Origin of the sequence: Streptomyces sp. NBC_01224 (assembly GCF_036002945.1) — a bacterium.
Taxonomy (GTDB): domain Bacteria; phylum Actinomycetota; class Actinomycetes; order Streptomycetales; family Streptomycetaceae; genus Streptomyces.
On record NZ_CP108529.1, the window covers coordinates 3,675,823 to 3,694,699 of the forward strand.

Annotated in this window: 11 protein-coding genes and 1 pseudogene; 5 read left to right on the top strand and 7 right to left on the bottom strand. The window is 71.6% G+C overall.

The window, feature by feature from the left end; genetic code table 11:
* Nucleotides 1–126 precede the first annotated feature (126 nt).
* Nucleotides 127–459 (top strand): chorismate mutase, encoded by a 333-nt coding sequence (locus OG609_RS15915; RefSeq protein WP_327273441.1) that lies wholly within the window; start codon nt 127–129, stop codon nt 457–459.
* 428 nt (nt 460–887) lie between these two features.
* Here the strand turns inward: OG609_RS15915 and OG609_RS15920 are convergent, their stop codons facing one another.
* On the bottom strand, nt 888–2,609 hold the full coding sequence (locus tag OG609_RS15920; protein ID WP_327273442.1) for a peptidase: 1,722 nt from the start codon (nt 2,607–2,609) through the stop codon (nt 888–890).
* A 380-nt stretch (nt 2,610–2,989) separates the two neighbouring features.
* Here OG609_RS15920 and OG609_RS15925 point away from each other — a divergent pair.
* A pseudogene (locus tag OG609_RS15925) lies at nt 2,990–3,136 on the top strand (LAETG motif-containing sortase-dependent surface protein); the annotation flags it as partial.
* A gap of 82 nt (nt 3,137–3,218) precedes the next feature.
* Here OG609_RS15925 and OG609_RS15930 read toward each other — a convergent pair.
* From OG609_RS15930 to OG609_RS15950, 5 genes are all read right to left on the bottom strand, one after another.
* Nucleotides 3,219–5,045, bottom strand: coding sequence for a GMC family oxidoreductase (locus OG609_RS15930; RefSeq protein WP_327273443.1), 1,827 nt, complete (start codon nt 5,043–5,045; stop codon nt 3,219–3,221).
* A gap of 49 nt (nt 5,046–5,094) precedes the next feature.
* Entirely contained in the window at nt 5,095–6,723 is a 1,629-nt protein-coding gene (locus OG609_RS15935) for a succinic semialdehyde dehydrogenase (RefSeq protein WP_327273444.1), read from the bottom strand.
* A gap of 141 nt (nt 6,724–6,864) precedes the next feature.
* The gene (locus OG609_RS15940) at nt 6,865–8,538 is read right to left on the bottom strand and encodes a serine/threonine-protein kinase (RefSeq protein ID WP_327273445.1); all 1,674 of its coding nucleotides are present in this window, start codon (nt 8,536–8,538) and stop codon (nt 6,865–6,867) included.
* Between the two features lie 130 nt (nt 8,539–8,668).
* Nucleotides 8,669–11,410 carry a protein kinase gene (locus OG609_RS15945; protein ID WP_327273446.1) on the bottom strand — a complete coding sequence of 914 codons (2,742 nt, stop codon included), beginning with the start codon at nt 11,408–11,410 and terminating at the stop codon, nt 8,669–8,671.
* Between the two features lie 184 nt (nt 11,411–11,594).
* Nucleotides 11,595–13,601: a serine/threonine-protein kinase gene (locus OG609_RS15950; RefSeq protein ID WP_327273447.1), complete on the bottom strand. Its 2,007-nt coding sequence runs from the start codon at nt 13,599–13,601 to the stop codon at nt 11,595–11,597.
* 120 nt (nt 13,602–13,721) lie between these two features.
* Between OG609_RS15950 and OG609_RS15955 the strand changes: the two genes are divergently transcribed.
* Nucleotides 13,722–14,801 (top strand): serine hydrolase domain-containing protein, encoded by a 1,080-nt coding sequence (locus tag OG609_RS15955; RefSeq protein WP_327273448.1) that lies wholly within the window; start codon nt 13,722–13,724, stop codon nt 14,799–14,801.
* Nucleotides 14,802–14,807: 6 nt separating this feature from the next.
* On the opposite strand, the gene OG609_RS15960 is transcribed toward OG609_RS15955, so the two are convergent.
* Nucleotides 14,808–16,514: a glycerol-3-phosphate dehydrogenase/oxidase gene (locus OG609_RS15960; protein ID WP_327273449.1), complete on the bottom strand. Its 1,707-nt coding sequence runs from the start codon at nt 16,512–16,514 to the stop codon at nt 14,808–14,810.
* A gap of 300 nt (nt 16,515–16,814) precedes the next feature.
* Between OG609_RS15960 and OG609_RS15965 the strand changes: the two genes are divergently transcribed.
* The gene (locus tag OG609_RS15965; protein ID WP_327273450.1) at nt 16,815–18,077 is read left to right on the top strand and encodes a nucleotide sugar dehydrogenase; all 1,263 of its coding nucleotides are present in this window, start codon (nt 16,815–16,817) and stop codon (nt 18,075–18,077) included.
* 126 nt (nt 18,078–18,203) lie between these two features.
* Nucleotides 18,204–18,803 carry a hypothetical protein gene (locus tag OG609_RS15970; RefSeq protein WP_327273451.1) on the top strand — a complete coding sequence of 200 codons (600 nt, stop codon included), beginning with the start codon at nt 18,204–18,206 and terminating at the stop codon, nt 18,801–18,803.
* Nucleotides 18,804–18,877 lie beyond the last annotated feature (74 nt).

Below are 18,877 nucleotides of genomic sequence, written 5' to 3' on the forward strand. Positions count from 1 at the left end.
CCATGGTCGTGCTGCTTGATCCACTGACAAGCAACGTTCCAGGCGCCCCGGGCCGAAAGGCCCGGGGCGTTCTGGCGTTCCGGACCGGTCGGATTCGGGGGCCGCACCCCACGAGGAGTCACCACCATGACCAGCACCGCCCCTGTGCAGAGCAGCACCGCGAGGACCGGCACTGCGAAGACCACCGCCGAGAAGACCGGCGCGCACACCGATGAGGCCGCCGCGCTGATCGACAACGCGAGGTCCCGCATCGACGCCCTCGACGACCGGATCATCGGACTCGTCCAGGAGCGGATGGCCATCTCCGCGGTCATCCAGGAGGCCCGGATCACCTCCGGCGGCCGCCGGATCAACCTCTCGCGCGAGATGGAGATCCTCGGCCAGTACCGGGACGCGCTCGGCAAGCCCGGCACCTCCCTCGCCATGACGCTGCTCGAGCTCTGCCGCGGCCGGGCCTGACATCCCACGGGCAGGGGGTGTCCGGGCGTATCCCAGTCCGGGCCGACTCTCACCCGTACGGCGCGTGACCGGGTCCGCCGTGGCTTCGTTGGTCCCGGTGTCCGTGCCAGCCAGGGGCGGCTTTGGAAAGAAACCACGCGTGGCTCCGCTGGAGCGTGTGGCGTACTGCAGGTACGCCGTGGGACCGCGCCCCAGCGTGCGTGACCGGTCGGCAGGGGACAGCAGCCCGGTCACCCCAAGAACGGTCGGCTCCGGGGACGCCCGGAGCCGACCGTATCCGGTCGAAAGGGTCTGCGCGGGGCGCAGCCGTCCGGCTCGGCGCCGAGGCCGCGTCCCGGTGCTGATCGCGCAGGGCCCCATGGACCGCCTCCCGGTCCACGGGGCCCTTGCTCGTGCCACCCCTCTGTTGCCCGGCCCCCGGCCGGACGTCAGCCCCGCCGGGGGCGCCGACGGGCCGTCGCGTACAGCACGCCGCCCGCTGCGAGTGCGACCGCCGCACCTGCGGCCACCGGCAGCGCGGCGGTGCCGGTGGCCGCCAGGGCGCCGTTGGTGGAACCGGCCGCGGTGGAACCGCCCGTTGCGGCTCCCGAGGTGGTCGAGCCGTTGGACGTGGCGCCGGAGCCGCCGGTCGAGCCGCCGGCGGTGGCCGGGCCGGCCGAGCCGTGGCCGGAGACCCCGCCCGAGGTGGTGGATCCGGGGCCACCGGCGGCGTTGTCACTGTTCAGGACCAGCAGCGCGGTGTTGTTGCCCGGCTTCGGGTCGAAGGGCAGCTTCGGGGACTCGTCGAGGCGCGGGGTGCGTACTGTGACCGCGCCGGAGGCTCCCGTCACCACCTTGTCGATCTTCAGCTGGAAGCGCAGGGCGAAGTCGGCGCCGTCCCGTACCGCCATGGACGTGTCGCAGACATAGCGGGGCGCCCCGCTCCGGCTCTCGCGGTACTCACCGTCGACCGTCACACCCCGGCAGGCGGCAGGACTGCCGGTGACCGAGGCGCCCTCGGGGACGGTGAAGTCGACGGTGGCGACGGGGTCGCCGGAGCTCGGGTGGCCGACCCAGGCCGGGCCCTTGTTGCGGAAGCCGATGGTGGTCGCGACGGTCTCGCCCGCGGCGCCCCGCGCCCGGGCGCCGTAGGCCACGAAGTCGGCGAAGTTCGCGGTGACGAAGTCGGCCTCCTGCTGGTTGTCCCGGGGATCGAGGTCCACGCCTCGGACGGTGGCGGCCTCCTTCAGGGTGAGCCCGGCGCCCTTGCCCGCGGTGACGCTCGCCGCCGAACGCTGCGCGCCCCGCCCCGGTACGTCCTCGTCGATGCGGTAGACGAATGTGTCGTGGAAGGCGTGCTCGGTGGCCTTGAGGGAGAGCGGTACGGCGAGCCGGTAGGTCGCCCCCGCTTCGTACGTGCCGGGGACGGAGCAGCGGGCGGTCGTTCCGGCGGGGAAGCCCCGGCCTGCTTCGCCCTCGCTGTACTCGCAGTTCGCGTAGCGCTCGATGAAGTCCAGGCCGCGCGTGTACATCAGGGTGAGCAGGACGCCGTCGGCCGCCCGTGTGCCGTTGTTGGTGAAGGTGACCGGGACCGGCTGGGTCTCGCCGGGCTTCAGATTCTGCTTCAGCGGGAGCCGCTCCATCACCAGGTCGGGGCCACCGATGACCACCTCGGTGGAGAAGGCCGTGAACGTCGCCCCGTCCGCCCTGCCGGTGGCCCGGATGGTGCCCGAGTCGCCGATGCGGCTGCCATCGGCGGCAAAGAGGCCGAGTTCGGCGAGCGTGCTCCGGCCGGGCCCGAGGCCGTGGCCGCGACAGACGGCGGTGGGGCCGGTGACCTCGCAGTCCGCGCCGCCGGTCTCGCCGAAGGCCGCATCGGCGATGCCCACGATCCCGGTCAGATCGAAGGTCACGGTGAAGTCCCCGTCGAAGGTGCCGGGCTCTGCGTTCCGCGACGGATTGTCGACCGTGATCTCGACCGTCGACTTCCGCGGTGAACCGCTCGCCGGGTAGGGGTGCAGGGCGGTCGCGGCGGGGCCGCCGATCACCAGCTCCGGGCCGGCGGCCTGCGCGGGGGTGCCGAGGGCGAGCGAGCCGGCGGCCAACAGACCGGCGGCGGCGAAACCGCCGGCGGCGCGACGCAGCGCGGCTCGCGGGGAAATGGTTCTCATCGCGGACTCTCTGAGGTCGGTGGGGGCGGTGCGACCGCTGTGACAGCGATACGAGTTCGACCGCGTGGCCCGGTGAACAGTTGCGCGGCCGCAGGTCACGGATTGAGCACGGAGAGGAACGTGAGCGGCGTCACATAAAGGTTCCGTGAGCATCCGGACAACCATTGCGGCGGGCCACGGGTCAACCATGCGGAACCACCGGCCCCGCCCGTGCCCCGGCACGGCAGGCCCGTCCCGACAGCCGTACCGCTCACAGCGGTACGCCGGACTTCTGAGGTCACATGAGGCTTCGCCGCGCCATGGCGCTCGCCGCCGCCCCGGCAGTGAGCGCCCCTGCCGCGGTACTGGCTGCCCGGGCCGTGAAGCCGGCCGACAACCCGACGGGCCTGGTCTCCGGCAGCCTCGCGGAGACGGGTTCGTCCTCCGCGATGCCGGTGTTCGCCACGGCGGGCGGCGCGGCCGTAGTGCTCGGCGCAGGCGCGATGTTCATCGTGCGGCGCCGCAGGAACGGTGACACCGGCGCGTAAGGCGTCTGGTCACCGTAAGCACGGAGGGGCTGCACTCGGAGGGGGGTGCAGCCCCTTCTGCTGTCCCGATTCGCTATGGCTGCTACGACTTCTTCTTCGGCGGGACGGTCGGCAGCCCGAGGAACGGCAGTTTCAGCGCACCGAAGGCCTCCTTCGGCACCGCCGGCGCCCGCGGCTCGACCGCGGCCAGCCGTTCGTACGCCTCGCCCTGCTCCGGACGCGGGTCCGCCTCGCCCTTGTTGGGCCAGAAGGACATCGCGCGCTCGGCCTGAGCGGTGATGGTGAGCGACGGGTTGACGCCGAGGTTCGCGGAGACCGCCGAGCCGTCGACCACCGAGATGCCGGGGTGTCCGTAGAGCCGGTGGTACGGATCGATCACCCCGTCCTCGGCGCTCGCACCGATGGGGCAGCCGCCGAGGAAGTGTGCCGTGAGCGGGGTGCCCATCAGCTCGCCGACGTTCGAGCCGGCGAAGCCGTTGATCTCGTCGGCGAGCAGTGAGGCGCTGCGCGTCGCCTCCTCGATCTGCGTCGGGTTGGGAGCACCGTGCCCCTGCCGGGCGGTGAGCAGGCCCTTCCCTATGCCGCCCGGCTTGCGGTACGTCGTCAGGGAGTTGTCCAGCGACTGCATGACGAGCCCGATGATGGTCCGCTCCGACCAGCGGCGGTTGGAGAGCGACCGCACGGCGAGCGTCGGATGCTTGGCCACGTTGCCGAGCCAGCCCAGCACCCGGCGACTGCCGTACGGCACCTGGAGGATCGACATCGCACCCATCGCGTTGGAGCCCTTGCCGTAGCGGACCGGCTCGATGTGGGTGTTCTCGTCGGGGTGGATCGAGGAGGTGATCGCGACGCCCTGGGTGAAGTCGGCCTTCGATGCGCCGTGCTTCTTTTGGTAGCGCCGGTCGCTGGTCTGCGAACCGACGAGCGCCTCGGAGTTGGTACGGGTCAGCTCGCCGAGCCGGTCCGAGAGCCGGGGCAGCAGTCCCCGGTCCTTCATGGTGTGCAGCAGGGTCTGCGTTCCGTACGTGCCCGCCGCGACGACCACCTTGCGGGCGCGCAGCAGCTTGGGCTCCGCCTTGCGGCGGTCGGTCGGGACGGTGGTGACGTGGTAGCCGCCCTCCGGGTCGTCCTTGATCGCGACGACAGAGGTCATCGGGTGGATGACGGCTCCGGCCTTCTCGGCGAGGTGGAGGTAGTTCTCGTTGAGCGTGTTCTTCGCGCCGTGGCGGCAGCCCGTCATGCATTCGCCGCACTCGGTGCAGGCCTTGCGGGCGGGGCCTGCACCCCCGAAGTACGGGTCGGCGACCGTCTCACCGGGCTTCGCCCTCGCCGTACCGTCGGCGTCCTCGCCGTCACCGAAGAAGACGCCGACCGGGGCGAGATGGAAGGTGTCGCCGACGCCCATGGCCTGCGCGGCAGCCTTCAGATGGACGTCGGAGGGGGTCATCGTCGGGTTGAGCCGGACCCCGAGCATCCGTTTGGCCTGGTCGTAGTACGGCTTCAGCTCGTCCTGCCAGTCGGTGATGGACGCCCACTGGCGGTCCTCGAAGAACGGCGCCGGGGGTACGTACAGCGTGTTGGCGTAGTTGAGCGAGCCACCGCCGACACCCGCACCGGCCAGCACCATCACATTGCCGAGCAGATGCACGCGCTGGATGCCGTAGAGCCCGAGTGCGGGGGCCCACAGGTAGTTCTTGATGTCCCAGGAGTTCTTGGGGAGGGTGCCGGGGCTGAAGCGGCGGCCCGCCTCCAGGACGCCGACCCGGTATCCCTTCTCGGTCAGCCGCAGGGCCGACACCGCACCGCCGAAGCCCGAGCCGACGACCAGGACGTCGTAGTCGTACGCCACGTCGTCATCGGTCTCACCGGCCGGTCCGGCCTGATTTTGGGCAGGGCTGTCCTGGGACATGGCTCTCCTCGGTACGAAAAGGGCAGAACGCACTTCGGTGTTACGGGGTTCAGCGCAGGCGGAACGCCTTCATCGCCTTCAGGCTGCGGCTCATGAACGCCGCGTACTTCTCGTCGTCCATGCCGAAGGACGGGGCGAGCGGGATCAGCCGCTGCTGGGCGACGGTCTGGGCCTCGGTGTATTTGAGGATGCCCTCGGAGCCGTGCCGCCGGCCGAGACCGGAGTCCTTCATGCCGCCCATCGGGGACTGCACGCTGCCGTACGCGGGGGCGTATCCCTCGTTGATGTTGACCGTGCCGGTCCGCAGCCGGGCGGCGACCTGGTGGCCGCGCTTCGAGTCCTTGGTCCAGACGCTCGAATTCAGGCCGTACGGGGTGGCGTTGGCGAGGGCGACGACCTCGTCCTCGTCGGTGAAGCGGTAGATGGAGACGACCGGGCCGAAGGTCTCCTCGTTGCAGACGGCCATCGGCGCCTCGACACCGTCGAGGATGGTCGGCTCGTAGAAGAGCGGGCCGATGTCGGGACGGGCGACCCCGCCCGCGACGAGCTTGGCACCCTTCTCGACGGCCTCCGCGACATGCCGGGTGACGGTCTCCAGCTGGCGCTCGCCGACCAGGGAACCCATGTCGGCGCCGTAGGCGAGGGAGTTGCCGAGCCGTATGGCCTTCGTGCGGGCGGCGAACCGCTCCACGAAGTCGTCGGCCACCGACTCGTGGACGTACAGCCGCTCGATGGAGATGCAGAGCTGACCGGCCGAGGAGAAGCAGGCGCGGACGGCGCCGGCGGCGGCCTTCTCCACGTCGGCGTCCCTGAGCACCAGCATGGCGTTCTTGCCGCCGAGCTCCAGCGAGACCCCGACGAGCCGGGCCGCCGCACCCTGCGCGACCTCGCGGCCGGTGCGGGTGGAACCGGTGAACGAGACGTAGTCGGCGTGCTTGACGACCTCGGGGCCGACGACCGGTCCGTCGCCGAGGACCACTTGGAACACCTCGGCGGGCAGCCCGGCTTCGATCAGCAGGTCCCGGGCCCACAGCGCGGTCAGCGCGGTCTCCGTATCGGGCTTCATCACGACGGCGTTGCCGGAGACGAACGCGGGCAGCGCGTCGCCGACGGACAGCTCGAACGGGTAGTTCCACGGTGCGATCTGCCCGATGACGCCGCGCGGCTGACGCAGCTCGGTGACCTTGGTGAGGGTCGGGACGACTCCGGTGTGCCGCTTCGGCTTCAGATACGAGCCGGCCCTGCGCCCGTAGTGGCGGGCCGCGACGGCGACGGCCTGCACCTCCTCGTGGGCGTGCAGCCGGGCCTTGCCGGTCTCCAGCTGGATGAGGTCGAGGACCTCCGCCTGCCGCTGGAGCACGAGGTCGTGGAAGCGGAGCAGGACGGCCGCCCTGGCGCGGACGGAGGTCGCGGCCCAGGCCGGCTGGGCGGCACGGGCCCGCTCGAAGGCCGTCGCCACGTCCTCGGGGGTGGACTCGGGCAGATCGGCCAGCTTCTCCCCGGTGAAGGGGGTGTGGTTGGCCGTACGGCCGGAGCCGACCACATCACGGGTCAGCTGGGCGATCACCTCGGGCGTCACCACATCTGCGGCGGTACGCACGCCTGCGGGGGCGGGGGCCACGGGGTTGGTGCCGACCGGGGCTGCGGAGGTGGACGTGGAGGCCTGCGAGTCCGTCATGAGGGCGAGAGTACGGCCAGCCGCACGCTTTGGGTACCCGTGAGTAACAGGTTTTCACAGTCCCCACAAACAAGCCAGTGATCACTGGCAACAAAGCCCCTGATCAGGACCCCTGTGGTCGTCGGCACGATCCGGCGGGCCTCAGCCGGAGCTGTCGGGCGCCTGCCATCCGCGCAGTATCGTGTCGAACTGTTCCCGCGTGGTGTCCCAGTCCGCCGCCGGACCCGTCATGTACAACGCGTACTCCGGGCCGCCGTCCTCCCCGAAGTACATCTGGTCGATCGCGTGACGCGGGCCCGGATGGTCCTTGGTCTCGGTCCAGGTGAACTCCCAGAGCGAGCCCTCCCGGTCACGGTACGTGTTGGAGTGCAGGGTCTTGCGCTCGTACCCGGGCAGCCGCTTGGCGAGCTGCTTCTCCAGGTTCAGCATGTGCATGTAGGGGTTCTCGAAGTCCGGCGCCGGGTCGACGGCGATCCGGATGTAATGCACACCGTTGTCCGGCGTGTAGTCGATCTGGTTGCGGTCCACCCGGCGCTCCCAGCCGACCGGCACGATCAGACTGAACCCCTCGGGGTCGTTCACCCGGTGCCAGCCCTTGGGTATGCCGTTGACCGGGCGACCGGGCTTCGGCGCGGACGGAGTACCAATGTTGCTGGGGGTCGTGGGGGTCCCGCTCGCGTGCGTGCCCGTGCCGCGCCCGACGGCGCTCTCCGCACGGTCCCCGTACTTCATCACGGCGAGCCCCGCACCGCCGCCGACCAGCGCGGCTGCGGCGATGACCAGCACCGCCGTACGCCACCGGCCCCGGCTGCGCCGGGTCACCGGGGACGACACCGGGCCGGCGGTGGAACCGGCGGCCGAGTGGGGAAGTCGGGCCGTACCCGCCGCACCCGCCCCGGACGTGGCCTCCGGGCCCAGCGAACGCAGGACCTCGTCGGGTACGCGCTGCGTCGGTACGTACGCCTGAGCGGCCCGGGGCTCGCGGCCCTCCATGGCATCCAGCAGCATCCGCTCCGCCTCCGCCGCCGAAGGCCGGTCCTCGGGGTCCTTACGGAGCAGCGCGGTGATCACGGAGGCCAGCGGGCCCGCCCGCCCGGGCGGCGGCGGTTCCTCGGTGACGACGGCCTGCATGGTCGAGATCGGGGACGTACGACGGAACGGCGAGCGCCCCTCGACCGCGGTGTAGAGCGTGGCGCCGAGGGACCACAGGTCGGAGGCGGGACCCGGATCGCCGCCGCGTACCCGCTCGGGCGCCAGATAGTCGATGGAGCCGACCAGTTCACCGGTCCTGGTGATGGTCGAGTCGCCCTCTATAGCGGCGATCCCGAAGTCGGTGAGCAGCACCCGCCCGTCTCTGGCCAGGAGTACGTTGCCGGGCTTCACGTCCCGGTGCAGGACCCCCGCACCATGTGCGGCGCGCAGGGCACCCAGCACATGGAGGCCTATCCTGGCGGCCTCGCGCGGCTCGATCTCGCCGGACTCCTTGGCCGCGTCGGCGAGTGACGGGCCGTCGACGTACTGCATGACGATCCAGGGCCTGTTGTCGTACTCGATCACGTCATGGACCGTGACCACGCCCGGGTGCGTGATCCGGGCGGCCGCGCGGGCCTCCTTCTGCGTGCGGGCGTGCAGCACGACCCGGTCGGCCTCGGCGACGTAGAGCCCGGCGGTCAGCTCCTTGACCGCGACCGTGCGGTGCAGCACCTCGTCGTGGGCGCGCCAGACCTTGCCCATGCCGCCGCGCCCGAGGACTTCGCCGAGCCGGTACCTTCCGGCCAGTACCAGTCCCGCTTCCGTGCCCTGTGATCGATCCACGTATCCCCGCCCCGTTCCTTCGGAGGCCAGATTACGGAGGGGATGTAGGCCACGGAACCTCGCATCCCCCAAGAGACCGCACTGTGATGCTTGTCGCTCCGCCACCCTTCGGGTGACGTACCGGCATACTTCAGGGCGTCACGCGGTAAGAGGCGATGGCTTGTTCGTAGATGTCCGAAACCTTGTCGCGCCGGTTCTCCGGGCCGATGACCTGGAGGATGTGGTAGCGGCCGTCGACAATCATCGCGAGATTACGGGCGTACACCTCGCGGCCGGAGGCGTCCTGCCAGGTGAACTGGCCCTCGGCCATGGCCTGTCGGCCGACATCGATCCGGCGCAGCCCGCTCGACCCCGACCAGCTGGAGTCGCGGAACGGCTGCAACTCCAGCTCCTTGTCGGCCTGGTACGCCAGCGGGTCGTCGCCGTTGGCCTTGACGGTGTCGCGTCCGGGGACGATCAGCAGGCTGAAGCCGTCGCTGCCGTAGCGGATCTGACGGTCCGCGTTGGCGGGGCTGCGTTGCCAGCCCTTGAGCACGCCGACCTCGAAACCCTCCGGGTCCTTGCGCAGGGCGTAGCCGGGGGCGAGCGCGACGGCGGAGCGGCTGGTCTGCGGCTGCTGCGCGCCGGACGGCTGCGGGGGCGACTGCCCGCCGGTCGTACCGGCGCCGGGCTCCGGCGAACCGGACGTCGACGACGCCGGGCCCGAGGAGCGGGTGCCAGAGTCGCTGTCCGCCTTGGGCATGAACATCACGGCGTACGCGATGGCCGCGACCAGGGCCAGCAGGACCAGCACCAGAAGCAGCCGCCCGAGCCGTCGCGGCGCCCGCCCCTCGCCCGGCCGGGGGCGGGGCGGCGGGGTACGCAGCGCCTTGGGGCCCTTGGGCTCGCGCGGCGCCCTGGGTGCCTTTTCCGCCCGGGGTCTGTCGTGGCGGTCGGACTTCTCCTTCGTGTGGCGGTGGCGGCCGTGGGCCGCGCTCTGCCCCAGGCGGCCTCGGCGCCTGCGGACCAGCTCGCCCCGACGGCGTACGACGGGAAGCCGGGCGCTGTCGACGGACGGCAGTGGCACGACGTCCAGACCGGCCTCGGGCTCGGGCGCCGACCGTACAAGGGAGCGCAGCCAGCCTCGCAGCTCCTCGAAGTCCGGCCGCTCGGTGGGGTCCTGGCGCAGCAGCGACTCGACGACGGGGCGCAGCGGACCGCACTCCTCGGCGAATGCGGGCGGCTCCCCGCACACCATCTGGACGAGCTCGGCCGCGTTCTCCTCGGGGTACGGGGCGTGGCCCTGGACGGCGCGGTAGAGCAGCGCGCCCAGCGCCCAGAGGTCGGTGGCAGGACCGATCGGCGGCGCCAGCTGCCAGTTCTCGTGGACGGGTCCGGCCTGCTCGGGCGCCCAGCGCTCGGTGACCGCGCCGACGACGGCGATCCGTGCCTGCCGGGCGCGCTCGGCGGCGAGGGTAGTGGCGGGACCGCGGTAGGCGGGGCCCGTACGGCCGCCGACGACGATCTCGTCCCAGCGGCCCGGCTGTTGCTGCGGCTCGGGCCGGTGCGCGGGCAGCGCCGGGGAGTTGCCGTGGCGGCGGGCATCGGCGCGCAGGGCGTCCTCGCCCGAGCCTCCGGCGGGGACGGGGCGCCCGGACCCCGGGCCGTCGCTCCAGGTACCGGTGAGATGCAGTCGCCGGCCGGGCGGCGACTGGCCGTCGCCTCCGTAGCCGTCGTCGTCGTACGGGTCGTCTTCGTACGGGTCCTCGGCGGGCTCGTTCCAGGGGCCGGCCGGCTGCGGGTGGCCGTGGTCCGTGCCGGGCGGCCCCGCGCCTTCCGGCCGCGCGGCGCGCTGGACCGGGAGACTGCCGGTGTCCTCCGCCTCGCCCGCCCCGGCCCGGCGCCGGTCCTCGCCGACGCGGGCGGCGGCGCGGGCGCCCGCACGGTAGGCGGCGATGGCTCCGGCTCGCTCGGCCCGCAACTGCGCGGCGTCGGCCGCTGCGGGAGCGGGCGCCGGGGGGGCGGGATTCACCGGCCGCCGTACGGCCTCCAGCTCGCCCGGCACACCGTCATGGGGGGCATCTGCGTACCGGTCGTCGGGGTGCGGATCGTCGGCGTACGGATCGTCATCGCCGTACGGATCGCCGGTCGCCCGGCCCGTCTCGATCGCCGCCGGGCCGCGCAAAGCCGGCACCTCGGCCGGAGCGACGGGCGGAGCCGGCTCGGGCGGCGGTGCGTACGGCCCGGTGGGGCCCGTCTCGACCGCCGGGCGGCCGAAGGCGATCTCGTCCTCGTCGTCGGGCTGCGGCGTCGGGACATACCCGCAGAGCGCCTCCTCCGCGGCACCGGCCGCCAGACCGGTCAGCACGACGCGGCCGTCGTCGCAGACCAGCACCGTGCGGACGGTGATGTTGCGGTGGGTCCAGCCATGGGCGTGCAGCACCCGCAGCGCCGTCAGTACGTCGGAGCCGATCTCGGCGGCCCGGAAGGGATTGAGCGGGCGCTCCGCCAGCAGGGCCGCAAGCGGGCGGGCCATGACCAGTTCGCTCACGATCCAGAGCGAGCCGGCCTCGGCGAACACGTCGAAGACCTGGTCGAGCCTGGGATGGTCGGGGACCTGGGCCGCCGCCTGCGCCGCCTCGATGGCACGCCGGACCGCCGGGTCCGTGGACCGTCGCACGGCGCGCCCGGTGACCCGCCGGGCCGCCGGGACCGGACCGTCGCCGTCGAGCACCTCGGCGTCCACCACTTCGGGCAACGGCACCTGCCGCACCAGGACTTCCTGCCCGCTGTAGGTGTCGAACGCCCGGGTCTCGACCAGTTCGTACTCATCGGACGGGGGGAGCGGAAGGCGATAGCGGTCGGCAAGTACCCGACCCGCATAGTCATCCACGACGCCTCCCCAGAGCGCGCTGTCCCCCCGGCCACGAAGACCGCACGAATCCATCAATCGCGGTCACTTACCGTGCAATTGACGCGCCGTTCCGGCTGCGTACGGTCTTCAGGCTCTCACGATACGTGGCAAGTGGCGGCCGCGCGTCAGGGTCGGCACATCCCGGCCCTTTTCGCCCCATGGATCAGTCGGTGGGCTCGAACGTGTCGAACGCGGTCTCGCGCAGCGTCCGGCACTCCTTGCTGTCCCACTCGCTCACCTTGCAGCTGATCATGATCGCGTAGCCGTGGGTGGCGTCGACCTTGAAGCCCCGGTTCAGCACATGGATCCGCTGACCCTGCTGGGTGCGCTCGAACTCCCAGTCGGCGACGGTCGGGTAGCCGTTGTACTGGACCTTCTTCACGCCGAGGTGGTGGTAGCCGTTGCTGCTGGCCGCGACGGCGCCCTTCGCGGCGTTCCAGGCTGCTGCGGCGTCACCGCCGGGCGAATCGGTGTAGTCGACCTGGACGCGCGGGAAGCCGCCCCGCTCGACGTTGTAGATGCCGCCGGAGTTGCTACCGGCCGTGTCGGTGAGCCGGAAGTCCTCGGGCATCGCCATCGCGAAGTGGAACTGCTTGTTCTTGATGGCTTTGTATCCCGCGGGCAGCGCGTCGGCGGCGTCCGGGGCGTCGCCCTTCGAACCGTCCGACCCCTTGTCCGAGTTGTCGTCCTTGCCCTTGCCCTGACCCTTGCCCTGACCCTGGTTGCCGCCCTGGTCCTGGGCCTTGTCGCCGCCACTGCCGCTTTCGGTGTCCGCGGAGCCGCCGGTCGTCGAGGCCCCGGCCGAGGTGGACTTGCCGTCCTTGCCGTTGCCGCCGCTCACGTCGTCCTTGCCGCCTCCGTCGAGCGTGAGGGCGAGGACCGTACCGATCACGGCGAGCACGATCACGGCCGCGACGATCGCCAGGGTGCGGCGCGGCACCACGTCCGTGATGGACGCACGGGGCGGGGTGGTCGGCGGCATGGCGGGACGCGGCGAGGGTACGGCGGCGGAGGCCGCGGCCGGCTTCGCCGGAGCAGAAGGCCGGGCAGGCTTCGAAGAGCCCGTCGAGGGAGCGGTCGACGGAGGTGTCGAGGGAGGGGGCGGCGCAGTGGTCGAGGCCGCGGCCGCACCCACCGCCGCCGGTGTCGCCTTCGCGTTCCGTACGGAGCGCAGTGCGCCCCGCAGCCGGTCCCGGGCGCCCTCGCCCGACTCCCCGGACTTCGACGCCGCCTTGGTGCCCGGTTCGGCGGCCTGGCCGGGCAGCGCCATGATCTGGGTGGCGTCGGCGGGCGGGGGCACCACCGGGTCCGGCTTCTCGGGAGCGTGGATCACGTCGTTGAGCAAGGCGCGCGCACCGGCGTCGTCGAGTCGCTGATCGGGGTCCCTGGCGAGCAGGCCGTAGATGACCTCCTCCAGCGGACCGGCGTTCTTCGGCGGGTCGAGCGGCTCGGTCATCACCGCGGTCAGGGTGGCGATGGCCGACCCCTTGTCGTACGGCGGGGAGCCCTCGACGCTGGCGTACAGCAGTCCGCCGAGCGACCACAGGTCGGCGGGCGGTCCCGGCTTGTGCCCGCGGGCGCGCTCCGGGGAGATGTACGACGGGGCGCCGACGAGCATGCCCGTCGAGGTGACCGACGGGTCGCCCTCGACCTGCGCGATACCGAAGTCGGTCAGCACGACCCGGCCGTCCTCGGCGATCAGCACGTTGGACGGCTTCACATCGCGGTGCAGGATGCCCTCACGATGCGCCGATCGCAGCACGTCGAGGATGGCGAGCCCGACCTCGGCGGCGCGCTTCGGTGTCAGCACCCCGTCCTCGCGGATGGCCTCGGCAAGGGACTTGCCCTCGATGAGTTCCATCACGATCCACGGCCGGTCGTCCTCGTCGACCACGTCGTAGACCGTCACCGCGCCGTTGTTGCGGATCCTGGCGATCGCCTTCGCCTCACGCAGCGTGCGCGTGATGAGCCGGCGCTTCTCGTCCTCGTCGATGGCCGAAGGGAACCGCAGCTCCTTGACCGCGACCGTGCGGCCCAGCGTCTCGTCGACGGCACGCCAGACCGTGCCCATACCGCCCCGGCCGAGCACCTCCCCGAGCCGGTACCGCCCCGCAAGAAGACGTCCGTCCTTGTCCCGTTGGGGCTCCCGTGCCTGCTCCGCCTCCGACATGCGTCCCCTCTGCGATCAACCCGCCCTGGCAGAGCGTTCATTGTCCCTCACCCCGGGACCGGCCATGGTGCCGGGTCCACAGGCCCGTCATGATGTGGCCCGAGGAAGGGATTCCCTGCCATGTCGACACTAAGGGCGCTGCTCGTCGCCCCGTTGTTGCTGGCGCTGCTCGGCCTGGGAACAGCGACCCTGCCCAGCGAACCACACCTCACGCCCGCAGCGGCCTATCTTCCCCGGCTCGTCGCCCGGGGCGGTGCTCCCACGGCGGCACTGCTGGCCCATCGTGCCTCTTCCGCACCGTACGACACCTACCGCTCGACGGGCCCGGGTATCCGCAGGACGGACCGGTTCCGGGCCGGCAGCATCACCAAGACGTTCGTCGCGACGGTCGTACTCCAACTCGCCCGGGAGAGAAGGCTGCAGCTTTCGGACACCGTCGACCGACTGATGCCGGGCCTGCTCCGGGGCAACGGCAACGACGGCCGCCGCATCACCCTGCGCGCCCTGCTCAGCCACACCAGTGGCCTCTACAACTACACCGCCGACACCTCCGCCCACCCCGTCTCCGCCACCGCCGCGGTCCGTGTCGCCATGGCCCACCGTCCGACGAATGCCCCCGGCGGCTACGCCTACTCCAACACCAATTACGTCGTTCTCGGACTCATCGTTCAGCGCGTCACCGGACACGACTACGCCACCGAGATCCGCCACCGCATCATCACCCCCCTCCGTCTCACCGGCACCTCCCTGCCAGGCGCCCGTACCTCCCTGCCCGCCCCGCACGGCCGCGGCTATACCCGCGATCCAGCCGACGGCAGCCTGCGCGATGTCACCGCGCTCGACCCGCGCACGGCGGGTGCGGCCGGGGAGCTGATCTCCACGCTCGCCGATCTGAACCGCTTCTACGCGGCTCTGCTGGGCGGACGCCTTCTGCCGCCCGCCCAGCTGGCGACGCTGCTGAACACCGGTGCCACGCACGGCGTCTACGGGCTGGGCGTCTATCCGCAGAAACTCTCCTGCGGCACCACCGTCTGGGGCCACAACGGCCACATAGCGGGCAGTTACGTCCGTACAGCCGCCACGCGCAACGGCCGGCACACCCTGACGTACCGCATCGACACGGACACCCTGACCGCTGCGACGACACTCGAATCGGCGCTCCTCGACGCGGAGTTCTGCGGCCGCGCACCCGACACGTGACGTGGCCTAGAGCGGCACGATGTCCGGCGCCCCGAGCCGCGCGGCGTCCGCCGTGAGGTCGTCCGGCTGCCGCTGCGACTCCCGCTCCGCCTGAACCCGCTTCTCGTAGTGCTCGACCTCCCGGTCGATCTGCCCCTCGTCCCAGCCCAGCACCGGCGCCATCAGCTCCGCACAGATCCGGGCACTGAGCGTGCCCCGGTCGAACGTCTCGATGGAGATCCGGGTCCGGCGGGTCAGTACGTCGTCGAGGTGGCGGGCCCCCTCGTGCGAGGCGGCGTAGACGATCTCGGCCTTCAGATAGTCGTCCGCCGACGGCAGCGGCTCACCCAGCGCCGGATCGTCGGCGATCAGATCGAGGAGCTCCTCCGTCATGGAGCCGTAGCGGTTGAGCAGATGCTCCACCCGGGCGACATGGAGCCCCGTACGGGCCGCGATTCTCGCCCGGGCGTTCCACAGCGCGCGGTATCCCTCCGCCCCCAGGAGCGGAACGTCCTCGGTGACGCACTCCGCCACTCGCTGGTCGAGGCCGTGCACCGCCTCGTCCACGGCGTCCTTCGCCATCACCCGGTACGTCGTGTACTTGCCGCCCGCCACGACCACGAGGCCCGGCAGCGGGTGCGCCACCGTGTGCTCGCGCGAGAGCTTGCTGGTCGCATCCGACTCGCCGGCCAGCAGCGGCCGCAGCCCCGCGTAGACGCCCTGGACGTCATCCCTGGTCAGGGGCGTGGCCAGGACCGAGTTGACGTGTTCGAGCAGATAGTCGATATCGGCGCTGGACGCCGCCGGGTGCGCCTTGTCCAGGTCCCAGTCCGTGTCCGTCGTCCCGACAATCCAGTGCCGTCCCCACGGGATGACGAAGAGGACGGACTTCTCGGTCCGCAGGATCAGGCCGGTCGAGGAGTGGATGCGGTCCTTCGGGACGACCAGGTGTATGCCCTTGGACGCCCGGACGTGGAACAGCCCGCGCTCCCCGATCAGCGCCTGGGTGTCATCCGTCCAGACCCCGGTCGCGTTGACCACCTGTTTGGCCCTGACCTCGTACTCCCCGCCCGCCTCGACATCCTCCACGCGGGCGCCGACGACCCGCTCGCCCTCCCGGAGGAAGCCGATCACCCGTGCCCGGTTCGCCACATGGGCGCCATATCCGGCGGCGGTGCGCACCAGCGTCGCCACATAGCGGGCATCGTCCATCTGCGCGTCGTAGTACTGCAACGCCCCGACCAGGGCGTCCTTCTTCAGCGCCGGGGCGACCTGCAGGGCGCGGCGGCGGGAGAGATGCCGGTGGACGGGCAGGCCGCGACCGTGCCCCGACGACACCGACATCGCGTCGTAGAGCGCCACGCCGGAACCGGCGTAGAGCCGCTCCCAGCCCTTGTGCTGCAGCGGATAGAGGAACGGCACGGGCTTCACCAGATGCGGGGCCAGCCGTCCCAGGAGCAGCCCGCGCTCCTTCAGCGCCTCCCGGACGAGCGCGAAGTCGAGCATCTCCAGATACCGCAGCCCACCGTGGATCAGCTTGCTCGACCTGCTCGATGTGCCCGAGGCCCAGTCGCGCGCCTCGACGAGGCCGGTCGAGAGTCCCCTTGTCGCCGCGTCCAGCGCCGTACCGGCGCCGACCACGCCCGCCCCCACGACCAGCACGTCCAGTTCGCGCTCGGCCATCGCGGCAAGCGCCTCGGCGCGCTCCGCAGGTCCCAGTGTCGCTGTCCTCACTGCTGCCTCCCGGGTAGATCGGGGTGGTCCGACACGCGGTGCGACCCGACCGAGCGGTCGGGCGACCCGTGCCCACCTCTCGATTCTGTCCGCCGTACACGACTTCGGCCACCGCCTGTGGACAACACCAGGTCGACTGGAGCCTCACAATGCGACATATAGGTCATATTTACGCCTAGTCTGACATTGCGCTGTCCCCAGCGGTTGCGCTTTCTGCTCTCATGGTCCTGGACCGACCGGCAAACGGAGGGTGGCGCCCTCCATCTGCCGGTCGGTCCAAGGGAAGGACGGCCCATCCACATGCCCGCAGACCTCGCAGTCATCGGACTCGGCCACCTCGGCCTGCCCCTCGCCCAAGCCGCCGCCGCCGCCGGTGTCCAGACCGTCGGCTACGACACCGACCCACGCGCCTACGCGGAACTCTCCGCGGGCCGCACCCCCGTCGAGGGATCGCTCACCGCCTCGGACGTGCGCCGGATGCTCTCGGGGGGTTTCCGGCCCACCACCGACCCGGCCGAACTGGGCCGGGTCCGTACCGCGGTGATCTGCGCGCCCACCCCGCTCGGCGCCGACCGCACCCTCGACCTCACCGCCGTCGGCGACGCGGCCCGCGCGCTCGCCGCCCGGCTGCGCCCGCACACCACCGTCCTGCTGGAATCGGCCGTGCAGCCCGGCACCACCGAGAGCTATGTACTGCCCCTCCTCGAAGAGGGATCGGGGCTGCGCGCCGGACGCGACTTCCACCTCGCCTACTCCCCCAGCCGCCTCGACCCCGGCAACAGGACCCACGTCTACGCCAACACCCCCAAGGTCATCGGCGGCCTCACCCCCGCCTGCACGGAATCCGCCGCCGCCTTCTACGGCCGGCTCACCGACAAGGTCGTCCGGGCCCGCGGGCCGCGCGAGGCCGAGATGACGAAGGTCCTGGAGACCAACTTCCGGCACGTCAACATCGCCCTGGTCAACGAGATGGCGGTGCTCTGCCACGATCTCGGCGTCGACCTCTGGGACGTCATCAGATGCGCCGAGACCAAGCCTTTCGGCTTCCAGCCGTTCCGTCCGGGCCCCGGCGTCGGCGGCCACGGCGCCCCCGTCGACCCGGGCTACCTCCCGTACAACAGCCCTACCCCGGGCCACCCCTTGCGGATGGTCTCGCTCGCCCAGGAGATCAACGACCGGATGCCGCAGTACGTGATCCAGCGCTGCGCCACCCTCCTGAACGAGCACGGCAAGTCCGTACGCGGGGCCAGGGTGCTGCTCCTCGGCGTCACCTACAAGCCGGACCTCGCCGACCAGGAGGCCTCCCCCGCCCGGGAGATCGCGACCCGGCTGATGGACATGGGCGCCCAGATCGGCTACCACGACCCGCATGTCCTGGACTGGCGACTGCGTGAACTCCCGGTCCCGCGCGCCGACTCGCTGTACGAGGCCGCATCGAGCGCCGACCTCACGGTGCTGCTCCAGCACCACCGTACGTACGATCTCCAGGGCCTCGCAGTGAAGGCCCAGCTCCTCCTGGACACCCGGGGCGCGACCCCGGCGGGGGCCGCACACCGGTTGTGAGAGAGGGGTTCCAAGGGTCGGTGAAGAGCTCCCCACGGATTTCGATAGGCGATGTCGTAGGCGGCTGCTAGCCTGCGGCGTCACTTCTCGCACAGTCGTGCGCTTCCGTCCCAGGGGGATCCCACCATGAGCCAGCCCGTGCCACCGGCGAACCAGCCGAACGACGCCCAGCCCGTCGGCGGCAACCCGTACGCAGGCCAGCAGCCCGGCCAGCCCGCCGCCCCGACCGGCAACCCGTTCGCGGGCCAGCAGCCCGGCGCGTACGGCCAGCCCGGTCAGCCCGGCGTCCCGTTCGCCGGCGCGCCGTTCGCCCCGCCGGCCCCGGCCCGCAACAACATCGGCCTCGGCCTGCTGACGGCGGTGGTCACAGCACTCGTCGCGGCCCTCCTGTACGGAGTCATTGCCGGCGCGATCGAGCGCGAGGTCGGCTACATCGCCGTCGGCGTCGGTTTCCTCGTCGGCTTCGCGGCGAGCAAGGTCGGCGGACAGAACCCGGTGATTGCCGTCGTCAGCGCCGTCCTGTCGGTGGGCGCCGTCTACCTCGGCCAGCTCGTGGGCATCGCGATCATCTTGTCCGACCTGGTTCACCAGTCCGCGTCCAGTCTCTTCATCGACCACTTCGACGTCCTGACGAAGGCGTGGAGCGAGGGAGCCGACTTCAAGACGTACCTCTTCCTGCTGCTCGGTGCCGCAGCGGCGTTCGGTGGCGCCAAGAAGGCCGCGTAACGCCTGCCCGGACACGCAAAGGAGGCCCGGACCGCGCCTGCGGTCCGGGCCTCCTTTGCGTGCTGCCGGGAGCG